The sequence below is a fragment of the Roseibium sp. FZY0029 genome (genome assembly GCF_036350355.1).
Lineage (GTDB): Bacteria > Pseudomonadota > Alphaproteobacteria > Rhizobiales > Stappiaceae > Roseibium.
The window spans coordinates 404776-419310 of sequence record NZ_JAZDVZ010000003.1 but is presented as its reverse complement, the minus strand read 5'-3'; the positions used below and the strand labels follow the sequence as shown (position 1 = coordinate 419310).

At 58.1% G+C, this 14535-nt stretch carries 13 protein-coding genes; 7 read left to right on the top strand and 6 right to left on the bottom strand.

The genetic code is table 11. The annotated features are described in order from the left end of the window. Window positions 1–44 precede the first annotated feature (44 nt). From fabD to gmk, 7 genes are all read left to right on the top strand, one after another. A complete protein-coding gene (gene fabD / locus V1T76_RS10275; RefSeq protein ID WP_330560571.1) occupies window positions 45–989 on the top strand; it encodes an ACP S-malonyltransferase in 945 nt (314 codons plus the stop codon). Between the two features lie 68 nt (window positions 990–1057). Continuing rightward, window positions 1058–1795: a 3-oxoacyl-[acyl-carrier-protein] reductase gene (gene fabG, locus V1T76_RS10270; protein ID WP_330560570.1), complete on the top strand. Its 738-nt coding sequence runs from the start codon at window positions 1058–1060 to the stop codon at window positions 1793–1795. Window positions 1796–2042: 247 nt separating this feature from the next. Then, window positions 2043–2276, top strand: coding sequence for an acyl carrier protein (locus tag V1T76_RS10265; protein ID WP_006931822.1), 234 nt, complete (start codon window positions 2043–2045; stop codon window positions 2274–2276). Between the two features lie 84 nt (window positions 2277–2360). Next, on the top strand, window positions 2361–3626 hold the full coding sequence (fabF, locus tag V1T76_RS10260) for a beta-ketoacyl-ACP synthase II (protein ID WP_330560569.1): 1266 nt from the start codon (window positions 2361–2363) through the stop codon (window positions 3624–3626). Window positions 3627–3750: 124 nt separating this feature from the next. Then, the gene (mltG, locus tag V1T76_RS10255; protein ID WP_330560568.1) at window positions 3751–4884 is read left to right on the top strand and encodes an endolytic transglycosylase MltG; all 1134 of its coding nucleotides are present in this window, start codon (window positions 3751–3753) and stop codon (window positions 4882–4884) included. Window positions 4885–4938: 54 nt separating this feature from the next. Continuing rightward, on the top strand, window positions 4939–5832 hold the full coding sequence (locus V1T76_RS10250) for a YicC/YloC family endoribonuclease (protein ID WP_330560567.1): 894 nt from the start codon (window positions 4939–4941) through the stop codon (window positions 5830–5832). A gap of 5 nt (window positions 5833–5837) precedes the next feature. Then, the gene (gene gmk / locus V1T76_RS10245) at window positions 5838–6545 is read left to right on the top strand and encodes a guanylate kinase (protein ID WP_006931826.1); all 708 of its coding nucleotides are present in this window, start codon (window positions 5838–5840) and stop codon (window positions 6543–6545) included. A gap of 326 nt (window positions 6546–6871) precedes the next feature. Here gmk and rsmA read toward each other — a convergent pair whose 3' ends face one another. The 6 genes from rsmA to lptF all read right to left on the bottom strand — a co-directional run bounded on the left by rsmA (window position 6872) and on the right by lptF (window position 14491). Further along, window positions 6872–7723, bottom strand: coding sequence for a 16S rRNA (adenine(1518)-N(6)/adenine(1519)-N(6))-dimethyltransferase RsmA (gene rsmA, locus V1T76_RS10240; RefSeq protein ID WP_330560566.1), 852 nt, complete (start codon window positions 7721–7723; stop codon window positions 6872–6874). A gap of 14 nt (window positions 7724–7737) precedes the next feature. Beyond that, a complete protein-coding gene (pdxA, locus tag V1T76_RS10235) occupies window positions 7738–8757 on the bottom strand; it encodes a 4-hydroxythreonine-4-phosphate dehydrogenase PdxA (RefSeq protein ID WP_330560565.1) in 1020 nt (339 codons plus the stop codon). A 6-nt stretch (window positions 8758–8763) separates the two neighbouring features. Then, window positions 8764–9684 carry a peptidylprolyl isomerase gene (locus tag V1T76_RS10230; protein ID WP_330560564.1) on the bottom strand — a complete coding sequence of 307 codons (921 nt, stop codon included), beginning with the start codon at window positions 9682–9684 and terminating at the stop codon, window positions 8764–8766. Between the two features lie 148 nt (window positions 9685–9832). Further along, entirely contained in the window at window positions 9833–12154 is a 2322-nt protein-coding gene (locus tag V1T76_RS10225) for an LPS-assembly protein LptD (RefSeq protein ID WP_330560563.1), read from the bottom strand. Between the two features lie 58 nt (window positions 12155–12212). Next, window positions 12213–13307, bottom strand: a complete 1095-nt coding sequence (gene lptG / locus V1T76_RS10220; RefSeq protein WP_330560562.1) for an LPS export ABC transporter permease LptG — start codon at window positions 13305–13307, stop codon at window positions 12213–12215. After that, a complete protein-coding gene (gene lptF, locus V1T76_RS10215; protein WP_330560561.1) occupies window positions 13304–14491 on the bottom strand; it encodes an LPS export ABC transporter permease LptF in 1188 nt (395 codons plus the stop codon). The genes lptG and lptF overlap by 4 nt, the downstream gene beginning before the upstream one ends. Window positions 14492–14535: the final 44 nt, after the last annotated feature.

The window sequence follows — 14535 nt, the reverse complement described above, 5'->3', positions numbered from 1 at the left end:
TAAGAAGAACAAGGTCCGCTCACGAGTCACGGAGGCGTTTCCAGATGACCATTGCATTCACATTTCCCGGCCAGGGCAGTCAGGGCGTTGGCATGGGCAAGGCCCTTGCGGACGCCTTTCCCGAAGCCAAAGCCGTGTTCGATGAAGTCGACGAGGCGCTTGGTCAGAAGCTGTCCGACGTCATGTGGACCGGCCCTGAGGAAACGTTGACGCTGACCGCAAATGCTCAGCCGGCCCTGATGGCCGTCAGTCTTGCGACCATGCGCGTTCTGGAAGCCCGGGGCCTCGATCTTGCGGGAAGCGTTTCCTTTGTTGCAGGGCATTCGCTGGGTGAATATTCGGCACTGGCCGCTGCCGGTAGCCTGGACATTGCCACCGCGGCGAAGCTGCTGCGGGTGCGCGGCGACGCCATGCAGAACGCCGTTCCGGTCGGACAGGGCGCGATGGCAGCGCTCTTGGGACTTGAGTTCGATGTCGCTGTTGAAGTTGCTGAAGCGGCCGCGCAGGGAGAAGTCTGTCAGGCTGCGAACGACAACGCACCGGGGCAGGTCGTTGTCTCTGGTCATCTGGCTGCCGTCGAGCGTGCCGTCGAGATCGCCAAGGCCAAGGGCGCGCGCCGTGCGGTCATGCTGCCGGTCAGTGCACCTTTCCATTGTTCCCTGATGGGGCCGGCTGCCGAGAAAATGGCGGAAGCACTGGCAAATGCCGAAATCCGGTCTCCGGCTGTTCCGCTGGTGGCGAATGTGCTGGCACGTCCCATAACCGACGCGAATGAAATTCGTGATCGCCTCGTCCAGCAGGTGACCGGCACCGTGCGCTGGCGCGAAAGCATCACCTGGCTTGCCGAAAATGGCGTCGACACCTTTGTCGAGATCGGGACCGGCAAGGTTCTGACCGGCATGGTCAAGCGCATCGCCAAGGAAGCGACCGGCATTGCGGTCAACTCTCCGGAAGATATCGACTCTCTTATGGAAAAAATCTCCGGATAAGGCGTATATCGGCCGGGACGTCGATTTGGCCCGCCGAGGGCCCAACAGGAACAATGGAAGGATCCCAAATGTTCAGCTTGGAAGGGAAAAACGCGCTTGTCACCGGTGCAACCGGCGGGATCGGCGAGGCAATCGCCCGGTCGCTCCACGCACAGGGCGCAACCGTCTCCTTGTCCGGCACTCGGGCTGAAAAACTGGAAGCACTGGCTGCCGATCTGGGGGAACGCGCCTTTGTGACCCCGGCGAATCTGTCCGACCGCGCGGCGGTCGATGCCCTTTTGCCGGCAGCCGAAGAGAAAATGGGCTCTGTCGATATTCTCGTGAACAATGCGGGCATTACGCGCGACAACATCTTCATGCGTATGAAGGACGAAGAGTGGGATCAGGTTCTGGAAGTGAACCTGTCTTCCGGCTTCCGTCTGTGCCGTGCCGCCATCAAGGGCATGATGAAGCGCCGCTCCGGCCGCATCGTCGGTATCACGTCCGTGGTTGGCGTTACCGGAAACCCGGGGCAGGTGAACTATGCTGCAGCCAAGGCCGGCATGATCGGCATGTACAAGTCGCTTGCGCGGGAAGTCGCCAGCCGCAACATCACGGTCAACACGATTGCCCCCGGTTTCATCGAAACGGCAATGACCGATGCGCTGAACGACAAGCAAAAAGAATCGATTTTGACGAGCGTGCCCGCAGGGCGTTTGGGCACATCAGCCGAGATTGCTGCAGCCGCCGTCTATCTGGCCAGCGATGAAGCCGCTTACGTGACCGGGCAAACCCTGCACGTCAACGGCGGCATGGCTATGATTTAAAAGGAATTTTTGCCGAGCAGGCAAAAAGAATCCGGGCCGCTGAGAAGCGGTCTGGATCGGCTGGTAAAGGTCAACAAAGTGTGTTACCAACCCGCCGATTGTTTCGAATTGCATATTTGGGTCAAATAAACCGGCCTGGATGTGTGGCGACATCTTAAAGACCGCGACTTCGCGCCACCGCTTGTTTGCAAACCGGATGGGGGCAGTTTCGCGAGTAACGAATAGATGAAAACTAAGGAAGTGAAAGATGAGCGATATCGCGGATCGGGTAAAGAAAATCGTCGTTGAGCACCTCGGCGTAGATGCTGACAAAGTCGTTGAAGGTGCAAGCTTCATCGACGACCTGGGCGCAGACAGCCTTGACACCGTCGAGCTGGTCATGGCCTTCGAAGAAGAATTCGGCGTTGAAATCCCGGACACCGCAGCAGAAACCATCCTGACCGTTGGCGACGCTGTCAAATTCCTGGAAGCCAACAAGTAAGGGCAAACCCCTTCTTGTGAATGTTTGAAGATCGGGCCGGCGGGGCGAAACCCCGCCTGGCCCTTCCAACGTAAGTGCGGGTGTATGAGGCGAGTTGTCGTAACTGGGTTGGGCATGGTGACGCCGCTTGGCTGTGGTGTCGATGTCACTTGGAAAAAGATCCTCGAAGGAAAGAGCGGGGCCAATAAGGTCTCGAACTTCAAAGTTGACGATCTGGCTTGCCAGATCGCATGCCAGATCCCGCGTGATCCCTCTGTAGAAGGCGCGTTCAATCCGGATGACTGGATGGACGTCAAGGAACAGCGCAAGGTCGATGATTTCATCGTCTACGCGATGGCTGCTGCCGACCAGGCAATGGCTGATTCCGGCTACAAGGCCGAAACTTACGAACAGCAGGCCCGTTCGGGCGTTCTGATCGGCTCCGGTATCGGCGGCCTTCAGGGCATCGAGCAGGGGGCGCATCTGCTGGCCGAAAAAGGCCCGCGCCGCATTTCTCCGTTTTTCATTCCCGGCCGTCTGATCAATCTCGCCGGCGGGTATGTCTCCATCCGTCACAGCCTGAAGGGCCCGAACCACGCTGTCGTGACAGCGTGTTCCACCGGTGCGCACGCGATTGGCGATGCGTCCCGGCTGATTGCCTTCGGTGATGCGGATGTAATGGTTGCCGGTGGAACGGAATCACCGGTCTGCCGTCTTGCGCTCGCGGGCTTTGCTGCCTGCCGTGCGTTGTCCACCGCTTTCAACGACACCCCGGAAAAAGGATCCCGTCCTTACGACGTCGCTCGCGACGGCTTTGTGATGGGCGAGGGCGCCGGTGTTGTCGTGCTCGAAGAATACGAACACGCGATTCGCCGCGGGGCAAAGATCTACGGTGAGATTATCGGTTACGGTCTGTCCGGCGACGCGTACCACATCACCGCTCCGTCCTCAGACGGCGATGGCGCCTATCGTTGCATGGAAGCTGCGCTGAAGCGCGCCCAGGTTACGCCGGCCGATATCGACTATGTGAATGCCCACGGAACCTCGACGCCGCTTGGCGACGAAATCGAACTGGGCGCGGTCACGCGTCTTGCGGGAGAACATGCCGCGGGTCTGACAATGTCGTCGACAAAGTCTTCCATCGGTCACCTTCTTGGGGCTGCTGGCGCGGTCGAGGCCATTTTCTCCGTTCTGGCCATTCGCGATGGCATGGCTCCACCGACGATCAACCTCGATAACCCGTCTGTCGAGACGGTTATCGACTTGGTGCCGCACAAGCCGAAGAAGTTGGACATCAATGTCGCCCTTTCGAACTCGTTCGGCTTCGGCGGCACAAATGCCTCGCTTGTCTTCCGCAAAGTTGCCGCATAACCCATTCAAGTTCTTCAGGTCGGTCCGATTCTTGCGGGCCGGCCTGAAACTTTGATTGTGACAACTGGTCCGTTTGAGCCTTGGTCAGGGATTTGGGGGCTCAATCTTGGAGGTGCGACCCAATATGCGCATTAAGCCCAAAAGCCCGCGTGAAGCCTTGCAGCCCGAACCGGCGCCTGCGCCTCCGCAACGCTCCCGGCACGTCCGCAACCCCTTCGTCATTCTGATCAATATGGTCATCACCTTGACCGTGTTCGGGCTTGCCGCATTCGGGGGCGCGCTTTATTTCGGCAAACAGAAGTTCGAGGAAAAGGGGCCGCTGCAGAAGGAGGCCACTGTCGTGATTTCCTCGGGCGCTGGTCTTTCCGGCATCACCGACAGGCTTTCAGGGCAGGGCGTTATCAGTGACAACCTGCTGGACGAGTGGATCTTCAATCTCGGCATCCGGTTCTACAAGAACGCCACCAAACTGAAAGCCGGGGAATACGCCTTCGCGCCAGGTGTTTCCATGGAAGAGATCATGACCGATCTGGTGGAAGGCAATGCCGTCACCCATTCGGTAACGATCCCGGAAGGCTGGACAACCGCCCAGATCATCGAGCGCGTACGCGAGCATCCCGTGCTTGTTGGCGAGATCACCGAAGTGCCCGCTGAAGGGGCTTTGCTTCCGGAAACCTATACGTTCGCGCGCGGGGCTTCCCGGCAAGAAGTTCTGAACCAGATGAAGGCAGCGCAATCCAAGCTGCTGGCGGAAATCTGGGGGCGCCGCACAGAGGGCTTGCCGGTAAAGTCGCCGGAAGAGCTGGTCATCCTTGCGTCCATCGTGGAAAAGGAAACGGCCCTGGCGGACGAGCGCCCGCGTGTCGCAGGTGTCTTCGTGAACCGTCTCAACAAGAACATGCGCCTGCAATCGGACCCGACAATCCTCTACGGTCTTTATGGCGGCGAGGCCTGGCTGAAGGATCGCTCGGCGATCAAGCAATCCGAGCTTAAGACGGAAAACAAGTATAACACCTATCAGATCGATGGCCTGCCGCCGGGGCCGATCGGCAACCCGGGCCGGGCGGCCATGGAGGCTGTCGCCAATCCGTCGCGCACGCAGGATCTCTATTTCGTGGCCGACGGAACCGGCGGACACATTTTTGCCGAGACCTACGAACAGCACCAGGCAAACGTCCGCAAGTGGCGCAAGGTGGAAAGAGAACGCCGCCAGGCGGAGCAACAAAATCAGGAAACGCAGCCGGCCACGTCCAATTGACCGGAGCCAGCCGGGACGGCGGGCAGGAGGCGGCACTTTCGCGAAGGGGCACACATGGCACTTGCCAGCATGACGGGCTTTGCACGGGCTTTGGGTGAATCCGGAGCCGTGCGCTGGACCTGGGAACTGAGGTCTGTCAACGGCAAGTCGCTTGACCTACGCATCCGGATCCCAACGGGGCTTGAAGCCCTTGAGCCGAAGATCCGCGAACGTTGTGGCAAGCTGCTTTGGCGTGGAAATGTCTCCATCGGGCTCTCCATGCAGCGGGATCAGTCGGAACAGCAGCTTCAGGTCAATGAAACTGCGCTGGATGCCGTTCTGGCGACTATCGACCTTCTCAAAAAACGTGTGCCGGATCTTGCGCCGCCTTCTCTCGACGCCATTCTGGCGCAAAAGGGTGTCTTCGAGCTCAAGGAGCCGGAAGAAGACGAAGACGTTCAGGCAGCGCTTCACAATGCGTTGCTGACGACGCTGGATGCAGCGCTGATCGACCTCGTCGACATGCGCCACAGCGAGGGGCAGGCTATCGGCAAGGTCGTGCGCGATCAGATCGACAGGATCGCCGAACTGACGCAGTCAGCTGAGGATCTGCCGGCACGCAAACCGGACGCCATCAAGGCGAGGCTGAAGCGCCAGCTTTCCGAGCTGATGGAGGCCTCGGATGGGCAGTTGGATCCGCAGCGCCTTCATCAGGAAGCAGTGTTTCTTGCCACCAAGGCCGACATTCGCGAGGAACTGGACCGGCTGCATGCGCATGTTGCAGCGGTGCGCGAACTGATGGACACCGGCGGAGCAATTGGCAGGCGCCTGGACTTCCTCGCCCAGGAATTTAACCGGGAAGCCAATACCCTGTGTTCAAAGTCCAATGACGTCGACCTGACCGCCATTGGGCTGGACTTGAAGTCCTTTATCGATCAAATGCGTGAGCAGATACAGAATCTGGAGTGAGCCACATGTCCGACGCACCTGCCGGGACCTCAACGGGAACCATCGTCAGTGCGGAGCAGGCCGAGCAGCAGCGCCGTGGCCTGATGCTGGTGTTGTCGTCGCCGTCCGGCGCCGGAAAATCGACCATCGCGCGTCTCCTGCTTCAGAATGAAGACAATCTTGCCCTGTCCATTTCCGTGACCACGCGCCCGCGCCGGTCCAGTGAAGTCGACGGCGTTCATTATCACTTTATCGATGCCGGCCGGTTCGAGCAGATGCGCGAGCACGACGAACTGCTGGAGTGGGCCGAGGTGCATGGCAACTACTACGCCACGCCGCGTGGTCCTGTCGAAAACGCCATCGAGAATGGCAAGGACATTCTGTTCGACATCGATATCCAGGGCACCTTCCAGCTCTATGAAAAGATGCGCGACGATGTCGTTTCCATCTTCATTTTGCCGCCGTCCATTGCCGAAATGAAATCGCGTCTGAAACGGCGCGCGGAGGATGAGGACACAGTTATCCTCAAGCGCATGAAGACTGCTGTCGGGGAAATGCGCCATTGGTCGAAGTACGATTATGTGGTCGTCAATGACGATCTGGAGCGCGCCTATGAGAACGTTCGCGCAATCCTGAAGGCAGAAAGACTGAAGCAGTTCCGTTCTCCGAAGATCGGGCCGCTCATCCAGGGAATGGTCGACGACCTCGAAACGGAACTAGCTGAAAAGTCCTGACCAGTTATACGCGACCCGCTCTGGATGGCCGGGCAGAAACGGAGCCGGACCGGACTTTGGCAAAGCGCGGGTCGGGCATAACGGGTCCCCCATTTCCGAAAATCATTCGCCGGGAAACACGTTTCGACCTTTTCTTGATTTTCCATAGCGCTGATCGAAGGGCAGACGTTCGTTACGTCAGTCGACTCACCGCGCGTGCTGGAGCTTTTGCCAGGCGCGTTAGGCAGGGGGCGCGGCGAACCATCCAGTCAAGCGTGATCCGGTGGTATCCACCTTCAAAAGCGGGATTGAAAAGCGATCAGGAAGAGCCGGCATCAGGCTGTAGGTCAAACTGCCTGTGCAGCCCGGAATGTGTTGGCAAGGTCGACGAAGCCCGCGATGTCGATCTCTTCCGCGCGGGCCGTCGGTTTCAAGCCGGCTTTTGTGACAAGCTCTACAGCGTCCGCAGACAGCGACTTGAGGCTCGCACGCAGCATCTTGCGCCTTTGTCCAAAGGCTGCAGCGGTGATCTTTTCAAGGGCTTTGAGGTCGCAGGGCAGGGGCAAGGTGTTTGGTTCCAGATGGACGACTGCCGACGTCACCTTCGGGGGCGGTGTGAAGGCTTTGGGGCTGATATCAAACAGTATGCCTCCCTTGCAACGCCAGCCCGCCAGCACGGCAAGCCTGCCATAAGCCTTGGACCCTGGTGCCGCGCTGATCCGTTCGCCAACTTCCTTCTGGAACATCAGCGTCAGTGACGACCAGAACGGCGGCCAGTCAGGCGTCGTGATCCAGTTGATCAGCAACTGTGTGCCGACGTTGTAAGGCAGGTTGGCCGCGATCCGGACCTTGTCGCCTCCGGTAAGCGCAACGGGATCGATTTCAAGGGCATCGCCTTCAATGACTTCCAGACGACCCGGATAGTGTGCCGAGATTTCGGCAAGGGCCGGCAGGCAGCGGCTGTCCTTTTCAATCGCAATCACCCGTTTCGCCCCGGCTGCCAGCAAGGCTCGGGTCAATCCGCCAGGCCCGGGTCCGACCTCCAGCACGGTACAATCCTCAAGGCTCCCGGCAGACCGTGCGATCCGTGAGGTGAGATTGAGATCAAGCAGGAAGTTCTGCCCAAGCGATTTCTTGGCATTCAGGCCATGCTCGGCGATGACATCGCGCAACGGGGGCAGATCATCTATCTGTGCCATTGTTGGGTGTCGCCCTAGAACTGCTCGGGATTGGCCAGAACATCGGCCATGCGCAAGGACGCGGCAAAACTGTCAACCCGTGCTGTACCGCTTCCTGCAAGGCCGTAGGCCGTGCCGTGATCGGGAGATGTGCGGACGAAAGGCAGACCGAGGGTCACATTGACGCTGTCATCAAAGCCGATGGTTTTCGCCGGTATCAGAACCTGGTCGTGGTACATGCCAAGCACGCAGTCATACTGCTGGCGGGCGGAAGGATGAAACAGGGTATCGGCCGAATGCGGGCCGCTGACATCGATGCCCAGTGCCTGCAGGTGGGCTATGGCTGGCTCGATCACGTCTCGGTCTTCCGTTCCAATCGCGCCGTTCTCACCAGCGTGGGGGTTCAGACCACAGACCGCAAGCCTGGGAGAGGGATAGCCAAATCGTGTTCTGAGATCGTTTGCAGTGATCTGCGCGGTTTCGACAATCAGGTCTGTCGTCAGCGCGGTGGGAACATCGCGAAGCGGGATATGAATGGTTACGGGAACGACCATCAACTCCGGTCCGGCAATCATCATAACCGGTTTCTCCGGTTCGCCAGGCCAATGCTTTTCGGCCAGGGCACCCAGATACTCCGTATGGCCGGGAAATGCGAAGCCGGTTCTGTAAAGCGCCGCCTTGTTGATCGGATTGGTCACAAGTGCGCAGGCAACGCCTGATTTGATATCTTCGACACACCCTTCGATCGCAGCAACAACAGATGCCGCCGTTTCAGGTGCTTCCACACCCGGCTGGTCGGATAGAGCCGGCCCGGTCTGCACGATGGGAAGTGCTTTTGAGAAAACTGCGGCGGCTTCGTCCTGTGCCACCATTTTGAGCCTTGCATTCAGACCCATTCTTTCGGCTCGGGCTTGCAGCAGAGCTTCATCGCCGCGGATATAGAACGGCGGCAGGCCAAGAGCCTTGCGGTTGGCCCAGGCAATCAGCGCCAGATCCGGACCGATCCCGGCAGGTTCTCCCATACTGACGGCGATCGGCTTTTGATTGGAGCGCATGCCGGGTCAGCGATAGATGATGGTGGAACGGCGGCGGATTTCCATGAGATAGCGGCGGGACTGGCTTTCGCCTTCCTTTTGCCGCAGCTCGTTTTCAAGTTCCGTGCGCACGGCAATGTCCGAGGCAATTTCACGCTTGCCGCAAACGGCAATCATTTCGTAGCCGACCGGCGTGGCGGACGGTTTCGTCAACTTGCCAGGTGTCATCTTTTCGATTTCGGCCCGCATGTCCTCCGGCAGCTCCGTTTCGAGCCTGCGCCCGATCGGCTGGACGACCACTTCGCTGTATTTTCCGAGAATGGCGCCGGACTCATCACATCCGTTGAAGGCTGCCCGGATCTGGTTGCTCTCGTTCTTGCGCTTTGACTTGAAACCGCCGGAAGAGTTCTTCGGTACAACGACGATGACCCTCTTGAGGTCGTATTCGACGGACTTTTGACGGTCCTCTTCGTCGGTCTTTTTCAAGGCCGCGATCACATCGGACTCATTGACTTCGATCCGACCACTGAAGCGCGAGCGAAGGACCTGGTTCCAGGCAAGCTGCGCTTTCAGACGTTCCTTCAAGGTGTCCGGCTGAACGCCGCCACTGCGAAGCGCCTTGGACAATTGCGCCGGAGACATTTTCACATTCCGGGCGATGTTGTTGAAGGCGTTGTCGACTTCGGATTTGCTGACATCGATGCCAACGCGTTCGGCCTCGGCAAGTTTGACCTGGTCATCGACCAGTTCCTCTTCAGCCTGCTTCTTTGCGATAGATGCCGACTTGCGCTGGGTCAGCGTAATCAGCCGGGCACGCTGGTTGATATCGTAATCCGTAATCGGCACATCGTTGACGATGATTTTGATTGCTGCATGGGAAGGCGTGGCCAGCGGTGCCGCCAGCATCAAAGCTAGTCCAAAGAAAACCGGAACGATACGAAGTCGCATTTAATAACCATCCGTGCTGGCTTGGGGCCAAACCGAAGTTCGTTGTTTTGTGACATGATGTTTCGCATATCATGCCCGAAATTTCAAAGGTTCCGCGCATCATGCCTTTTTTCGTGGCGGCATGATGACCTGAGCCCGGCGATAAAGATTAGTTGAGTGCGCCGCTGGAAACCTGTGTCGTGCCGATGGTCCTCAAACCGATACGGAAATAGAGCGTCCGGTTGACTTCATCGCCGTCGTTGCGGCTGCGGTCTTCTGCATAGGTGACAGACAGGGAGAAGCCTTCGTCGTCATAGCCGACGCCAAGACCGTCCTGCACGATGTTGCTGTTTTGCAGGTCGTACCGCATGGAGCCGAAGATACGCCAGTTTTCTTCCAGACGTAGGCTTGCAGAACCGAGCAGTTCCTCGCGCGGATCGTCGATACCGACATCCGGCTGCGCGTTAAGGAACGCATAGGCGAGGGAAGACACCACTGGACCGTAGATGCCGCTGGCCTGCGCCTGAATCCGGTTTACGGAGAAGTCTTCCTTGTCGAGCCTGGCCTGGGCGCCGACCTTGATGCCGTATTGCGTGTCCAGGTAAAGACTGCCGACGTAATCGGACAAGGTGGTTTCCAGACCGGAATCCTGTGTCGCGCCGAGAATATCCGGAATGGCATAGGAGTTGTCGCCGGCAAGCTGATAGGACCGGCCGAACAGGCCGCTGACGTAATAGCCGCTATCGAGCTGCAGCTTGTAGTTCAGGCCAACGTTAAGGCGCGTGCCGCCTTCGGCGCGGTCAAACCCTGAGAACTTGTCGTAATCGAACAGGGTCGTCGTATCGAAGACGATGCTTTGCGCGTCGTCGTTCGGCAACTCGCCGATGCGCTGTTCGTTCGGACGGGCAACGATCTGGGCCACAGGTTCCAGAATCTGGTTGCCGCCATCGAATGTCGCAATGAACGGGTAGCGGTATTCCAGACCGATCGCCGGCATTGCACGACCGACGAAGCTTTCGCCGGTGAGGGCGGTTACGTCGGAATCGGGAGAGGCCAGAAAGAACAGATCGCCGCGCATATAGGCAAACGGCGTGAAGGACTGGCCGAGCGGATCAATAAACGTCCGGCGCCAGTTGCCCTTGACGGATACGCGCGAGAAAGTCCCATCAACGCCGCGGAACTTCGCAGTCGTTCCGCCATCAATGGAAAAGGCGTCCGTTTCATCCCGTGTCAGCGAGGTGAAGTTAGCCGTCAGGGCCAGTTCCCCGGCCAGAATCGGGTCAGCGAACACATAGTCATAATCGATGACCGGCAGAACGAGCGGCTGCTTGTCCTGCAAGGAACTTCCGACGGGAGAGAAGCCGTTGGCGTTGAACTGGCTGTCCGTGTAGTCCTCTTGCGAGATCTGATAGGCGTAGGCTTTTACTGACAGCGCGTTGCGATCCGTCTTGCCTTCCAGGTAGATCGTGGAGGTTTCCCCATTATCTCCGAAACTGGTGAACGAGTAGTCCTTGAAGAACTGACGGTCGCTCTTGTAGGTCAGGTTCCAGCCCAAGGTCCAGTCACGCGCAATGTTGAAGGACGCAGTGGAATTGACTGCACCGCGCCAGCGGTCGTCCGCGCGGTCCGTCGTGAAATTGTCCGGCTGCGCCTGGAAAAGACCCGCTCCGGACAAGCTGACTTCGCCGGCCGTAAACCTGTGACGGTATTCGACATCACCGAACACGCCCTGCTTCGTCAGCGGGGTGAGGATCGTGGTGACATCGTAATAAGGGCTGAGAGCCCAGTAATAGGGAACGCTGACGCCGTAACCGAGTTTGTCGGAAACAATACCGCTCGGCATCAGGAAACCGGACTTTCGTTTGACGGATGGGTCCGGTATCGAAAGAAACGGCAGATATGCAATCGGCTGGCCATAAACCTCGAAGGCTGCGTTTTCGAACCGAATGATCTTTTCCTGCTGATTGTGGATGATCTTCTCGGCCCGTACGCGCCAAAGCGGCGGTTTGTTCGGGGGATTGGTCGGTTTGGTGTAGACGGTATAGACGCCGTTATCGATGGTCGTGACGTTGTTGCCTTCACGCCGAGCTTGCTCTGCCAGGAAACGGGTGCGGCGCGTCGTATCGATCTGCAAGGCGCGCGCAAAGCCTTCCGAGAAGTCCTCTGAAAGGACCATCTCTTCCGTACGCACGACATTGCCGTTCGATTCAATGAAGATCACGTTGCCCGACGCTTTGAGCTGCTGGCTCTTCCGGTCGAACACAATCTGTTGGGCCTGGACGGTGCTGCCGTCGTAATAGACCTGCACATCTCCATTCGCGACGATGAGGTCGCGGTCAAAATCGTAGGTGATCTCGCTGGATTCGAGCAGCAATTCGGCATCGGGATCAAGGTTCCCTGCCAGGTTGCTTGTCAGGTCCTGCGCGGCAGCAGGAAGCGTGTACCCATGGCAAAGGGTTGCTGCAATGGCGCATACGCTCGCCGCAGCCAACAATCTGCCTTTTCTGGCCCAAGTCTCTGTTGTCAGAAAAACTGGAAAAGTCATCACTTTACCCGTCTTCCTGATTCAAGAGAATTGTCAAACCCATGAGTACTCCAAATATTCCCGGCGCCCATGCCGCCACCAAGGGAGGGACAATACCCGCGCCCCCGAAGTCCTTGGCAAGTTCGGTTAGAACGTAAAGCACGAACCCGGAAAGGATTCCACCCAGAATCATACTTCCCAATCCGCCAAACCTCGAAACTTTAAGGGAAACCGCCGCTGCAATCAAAATCATGGCGACCAAAAGAAGTGGGCGGGCGAGGAGAGTCTGATACTGCAAATTGTAGCGGTAAGCAGGTAACCCAGCGTTTCTGGCCAATTCGATGAAACGTGGCAAATTCCAGAACGAAATCGATTCGGGCGAACCGATGCTTTCGCGAACTTCAGTTGCTGTCAGGAATGTGCTGATCTGATACTGGCCATAAGGCTGTGGATCCTGTTCGGTCGTATAGACGATGGCATTGTCCAGATACCAGATCTGGTCTCCCAGCCGCGCCTCATCGGCCTCGATCCGTTCGCGAAAGGTGCCGTCCTTGTCGAAGGTGAAAATGGTGACGCCCCGTAGCAGCGTGCCACCTTCCAGCAATTGCTTCGCAAGCAGCACCGATTCCCCGTCAAGACCATCCTGCCTTACCCAGACATCGTTCGAGGATTGAAGCAGAAAACTTTGCTCCGAACCGAAGAGCCCAGCGGCGGCCTCGTCGGATTTCTGCTGAAACCAGACAGCGGCGGGATTGTAGACCGTGATGGAGAGAATGCCGAGGACGATGCCGACGAGGATCGCAGGAAGGGAAAACTGCCAGACCGAGATACCGGAAGCACGCGCAACCACCAGTTCAAGCGCGCGGCTCAGCGTTACAAAGGCTGCAATTGCTCCGAAGAGGACGGTGAAGGGAATGACCTGTTCAAGAAGCAGGGGCACCCGAAGCGCGGATATCATCGCAACGCGCAAGACCGAAAAGCCTTCACGGTCTCCGCCGCGCCGCACCAGCTCCAGGACGTCGAACAGATAGATCAGAACTGCCGCAAACAGGAAAAGACCCAGAATGGCTTTCAGAAAGCGGCCGGAAAAATACAGCGACAAAGTGCGTCCAAGGATCATGCGACGCCTCCTGGTTTGCGTCCGTGCAAACGGTCGCCCAGGGCGTCCAGCCTATCCTGAACGGAATGCTGCAGATCGGTAAGCCAACGCGGCTGCGAGCCGCCTTGCTCCCGGAAAATCGAGATAAGTGCAAGCACTGCACCGGTAATCGGAACAACATAAAGCAGGCTGAGAAGCGCAGTCGATGAGCCTGAAATTGCAGTAACGCCGAAGCCGGTTGTCCTCAGCAGCACGCAGGAGCAAATCGCACCGAGGACGGCAAACCCGCGGCCTTGACGTGTGGTTCTCGCTTTTCCAAGAAATGCGAACACGATCAGGCCAAAGGCCAGGCAATACAGCGGCTGACTGAAGCGTTCGTGCAGCTCCTGCACAAGTTTTTCCGGGTTCTTCAGCGCGTATTCGTCATGCCTTCCTGGCGACATCAGGTTAAGCGTGCTTCGCTCGCTGGCTTTGTAGACCGGCTCACCGGCTTCCGGAATGAGATTGGATAGATCGAACGCATAGGACTGGAAACGCACGATCGAGATATCGCCCTGCTGTTTCGGCCGTCTTTGTATCGTGCCGTTCTGCATGACGAGAAGCGTGCGGTCCGCTGCCTCCACGATCTGGCCGGTGTCGGCCTGGTAGGTGAAGGCCGTTTCCGGATCACGTGTGTCGTGCATCAACAGACCGTCCAGCGTGCCTTTGCCGGAACGGTTGCGAATGTGGAAGGTCAGGCCGTCCTCTACCGTGATGAACCGGCCCGGTTTGACGATATTGGCGACAAGGTCTGCGCGCACACGGGTGATTTCGGTGCGCAGCTGTGCCAGACCGGCTGGAGCCACGTAGAGCGACATGCTGGCGGTCAGCAGCATGACGACGACGGAAAAGAGCATTACCGGCTTCAGAACCAGAAACCTGGAGCCGCCGCTGGCGTCGATGACGATGAGCTCGCTGTCGCCGGACAAGGAGTTGAGAACGAGTATCAGGGCGATCATCAGTGCGAATGGGGCAACAATGACGATCAGGAAAGGCAGGGCGAGCATCGTAATGCCGATGAACTGGACGATGGTCTGACCCTTTGAGGTCACAAGGTCCAGTTGTCGCAAGGCCTGGGTTGCCCAAACCACACCTGTCATCGCAGCAATCGTGAGGGTGAAAGCGTAGACAGTCCGGCGAATGATGTAACGTTCAAGCGTTTTCATAACAGTGCCGGTACATGTCCCTGCAAATCTGACGATAATCGGCC

Coding starts and splice junctions, on each gene's coding strand:
- fabD (WP_330560571.1), top strand. CDS start 45: ATGACCATTGCATTCACATTTCCCGGCCAGGGCAGTCAGGGCGTTGGC.
- fabG (WP_330560570.1), top strand. CDS start 1,058: ATGTTCAGCTTGGAAGGGAAAAACGCGCTTGTCACCGGTGCAACCGGC.
- V1T76_RS10265 (WP_006931822.1), top strand. CDS start 2,043: ATGAGCGATATCGCGGATCGGGTAAAGAAAATCGTCGTTGAGCACCTC.
- fabF (WP_330560569.1), top strand. CDS start 2,361: ATGAGGCGAGTTGTCGTAACTGGGTTGGGCATGGTGACGCCGCTTGGC.
- mltG (WP_330560568.1), top strand. CDS start 3,751: ATGCGCATTAAGCCCAAAAGCCCGCGTGAAGCCTTGCAGCCCGAACCG.
- V1T76_RS10250 (WP_330560567.1), top strand. CDS start 4,939: ATGGCACTTGCCAGCATGACGGGCTTTGCACGGGCTTTGGGTGAATCC.
- gmk (WP_006931826.1), top strand. CDS start 5,838: ATGTCCGACGCACCTGCCGGGACCTCAACGGGAACCATCGTCAGTGCG.
- rsmA (WP_330560566.1), bottom strand. CDS start 7,723: ATGGCACAGATAGATGATCTGCCCCCGTTGCGCGATGTCATCGCCGAG.
- pdxA (WP_330560565.1), bottom strand. CDS start 8,757: ATGCGCTCCAATCAAAAGCCGATCGCCGTCAGTATGGGAGAACCTGCC.
- V1T76_RS10230 (WP_330560564.1), bottom strand. CDS start 9,684: ATGCGACTTCGTATCGTTCCGGTTTTCTTTGGACTAGCTTTGATGCTG.
- lptG (WP_330560562.1), bottom strand. CDS start 13,307: ATGATCCTTGGACGCACTTTGTCGCTGTATTTTTCCGGCCGCTTTCTG.
- lptF (WP_330560561.1), bottom strand. CDS start 14,491: ATGAAAACGCTTGAACGTTACATCATTCGCCGGACTGTCTACGCTTTC.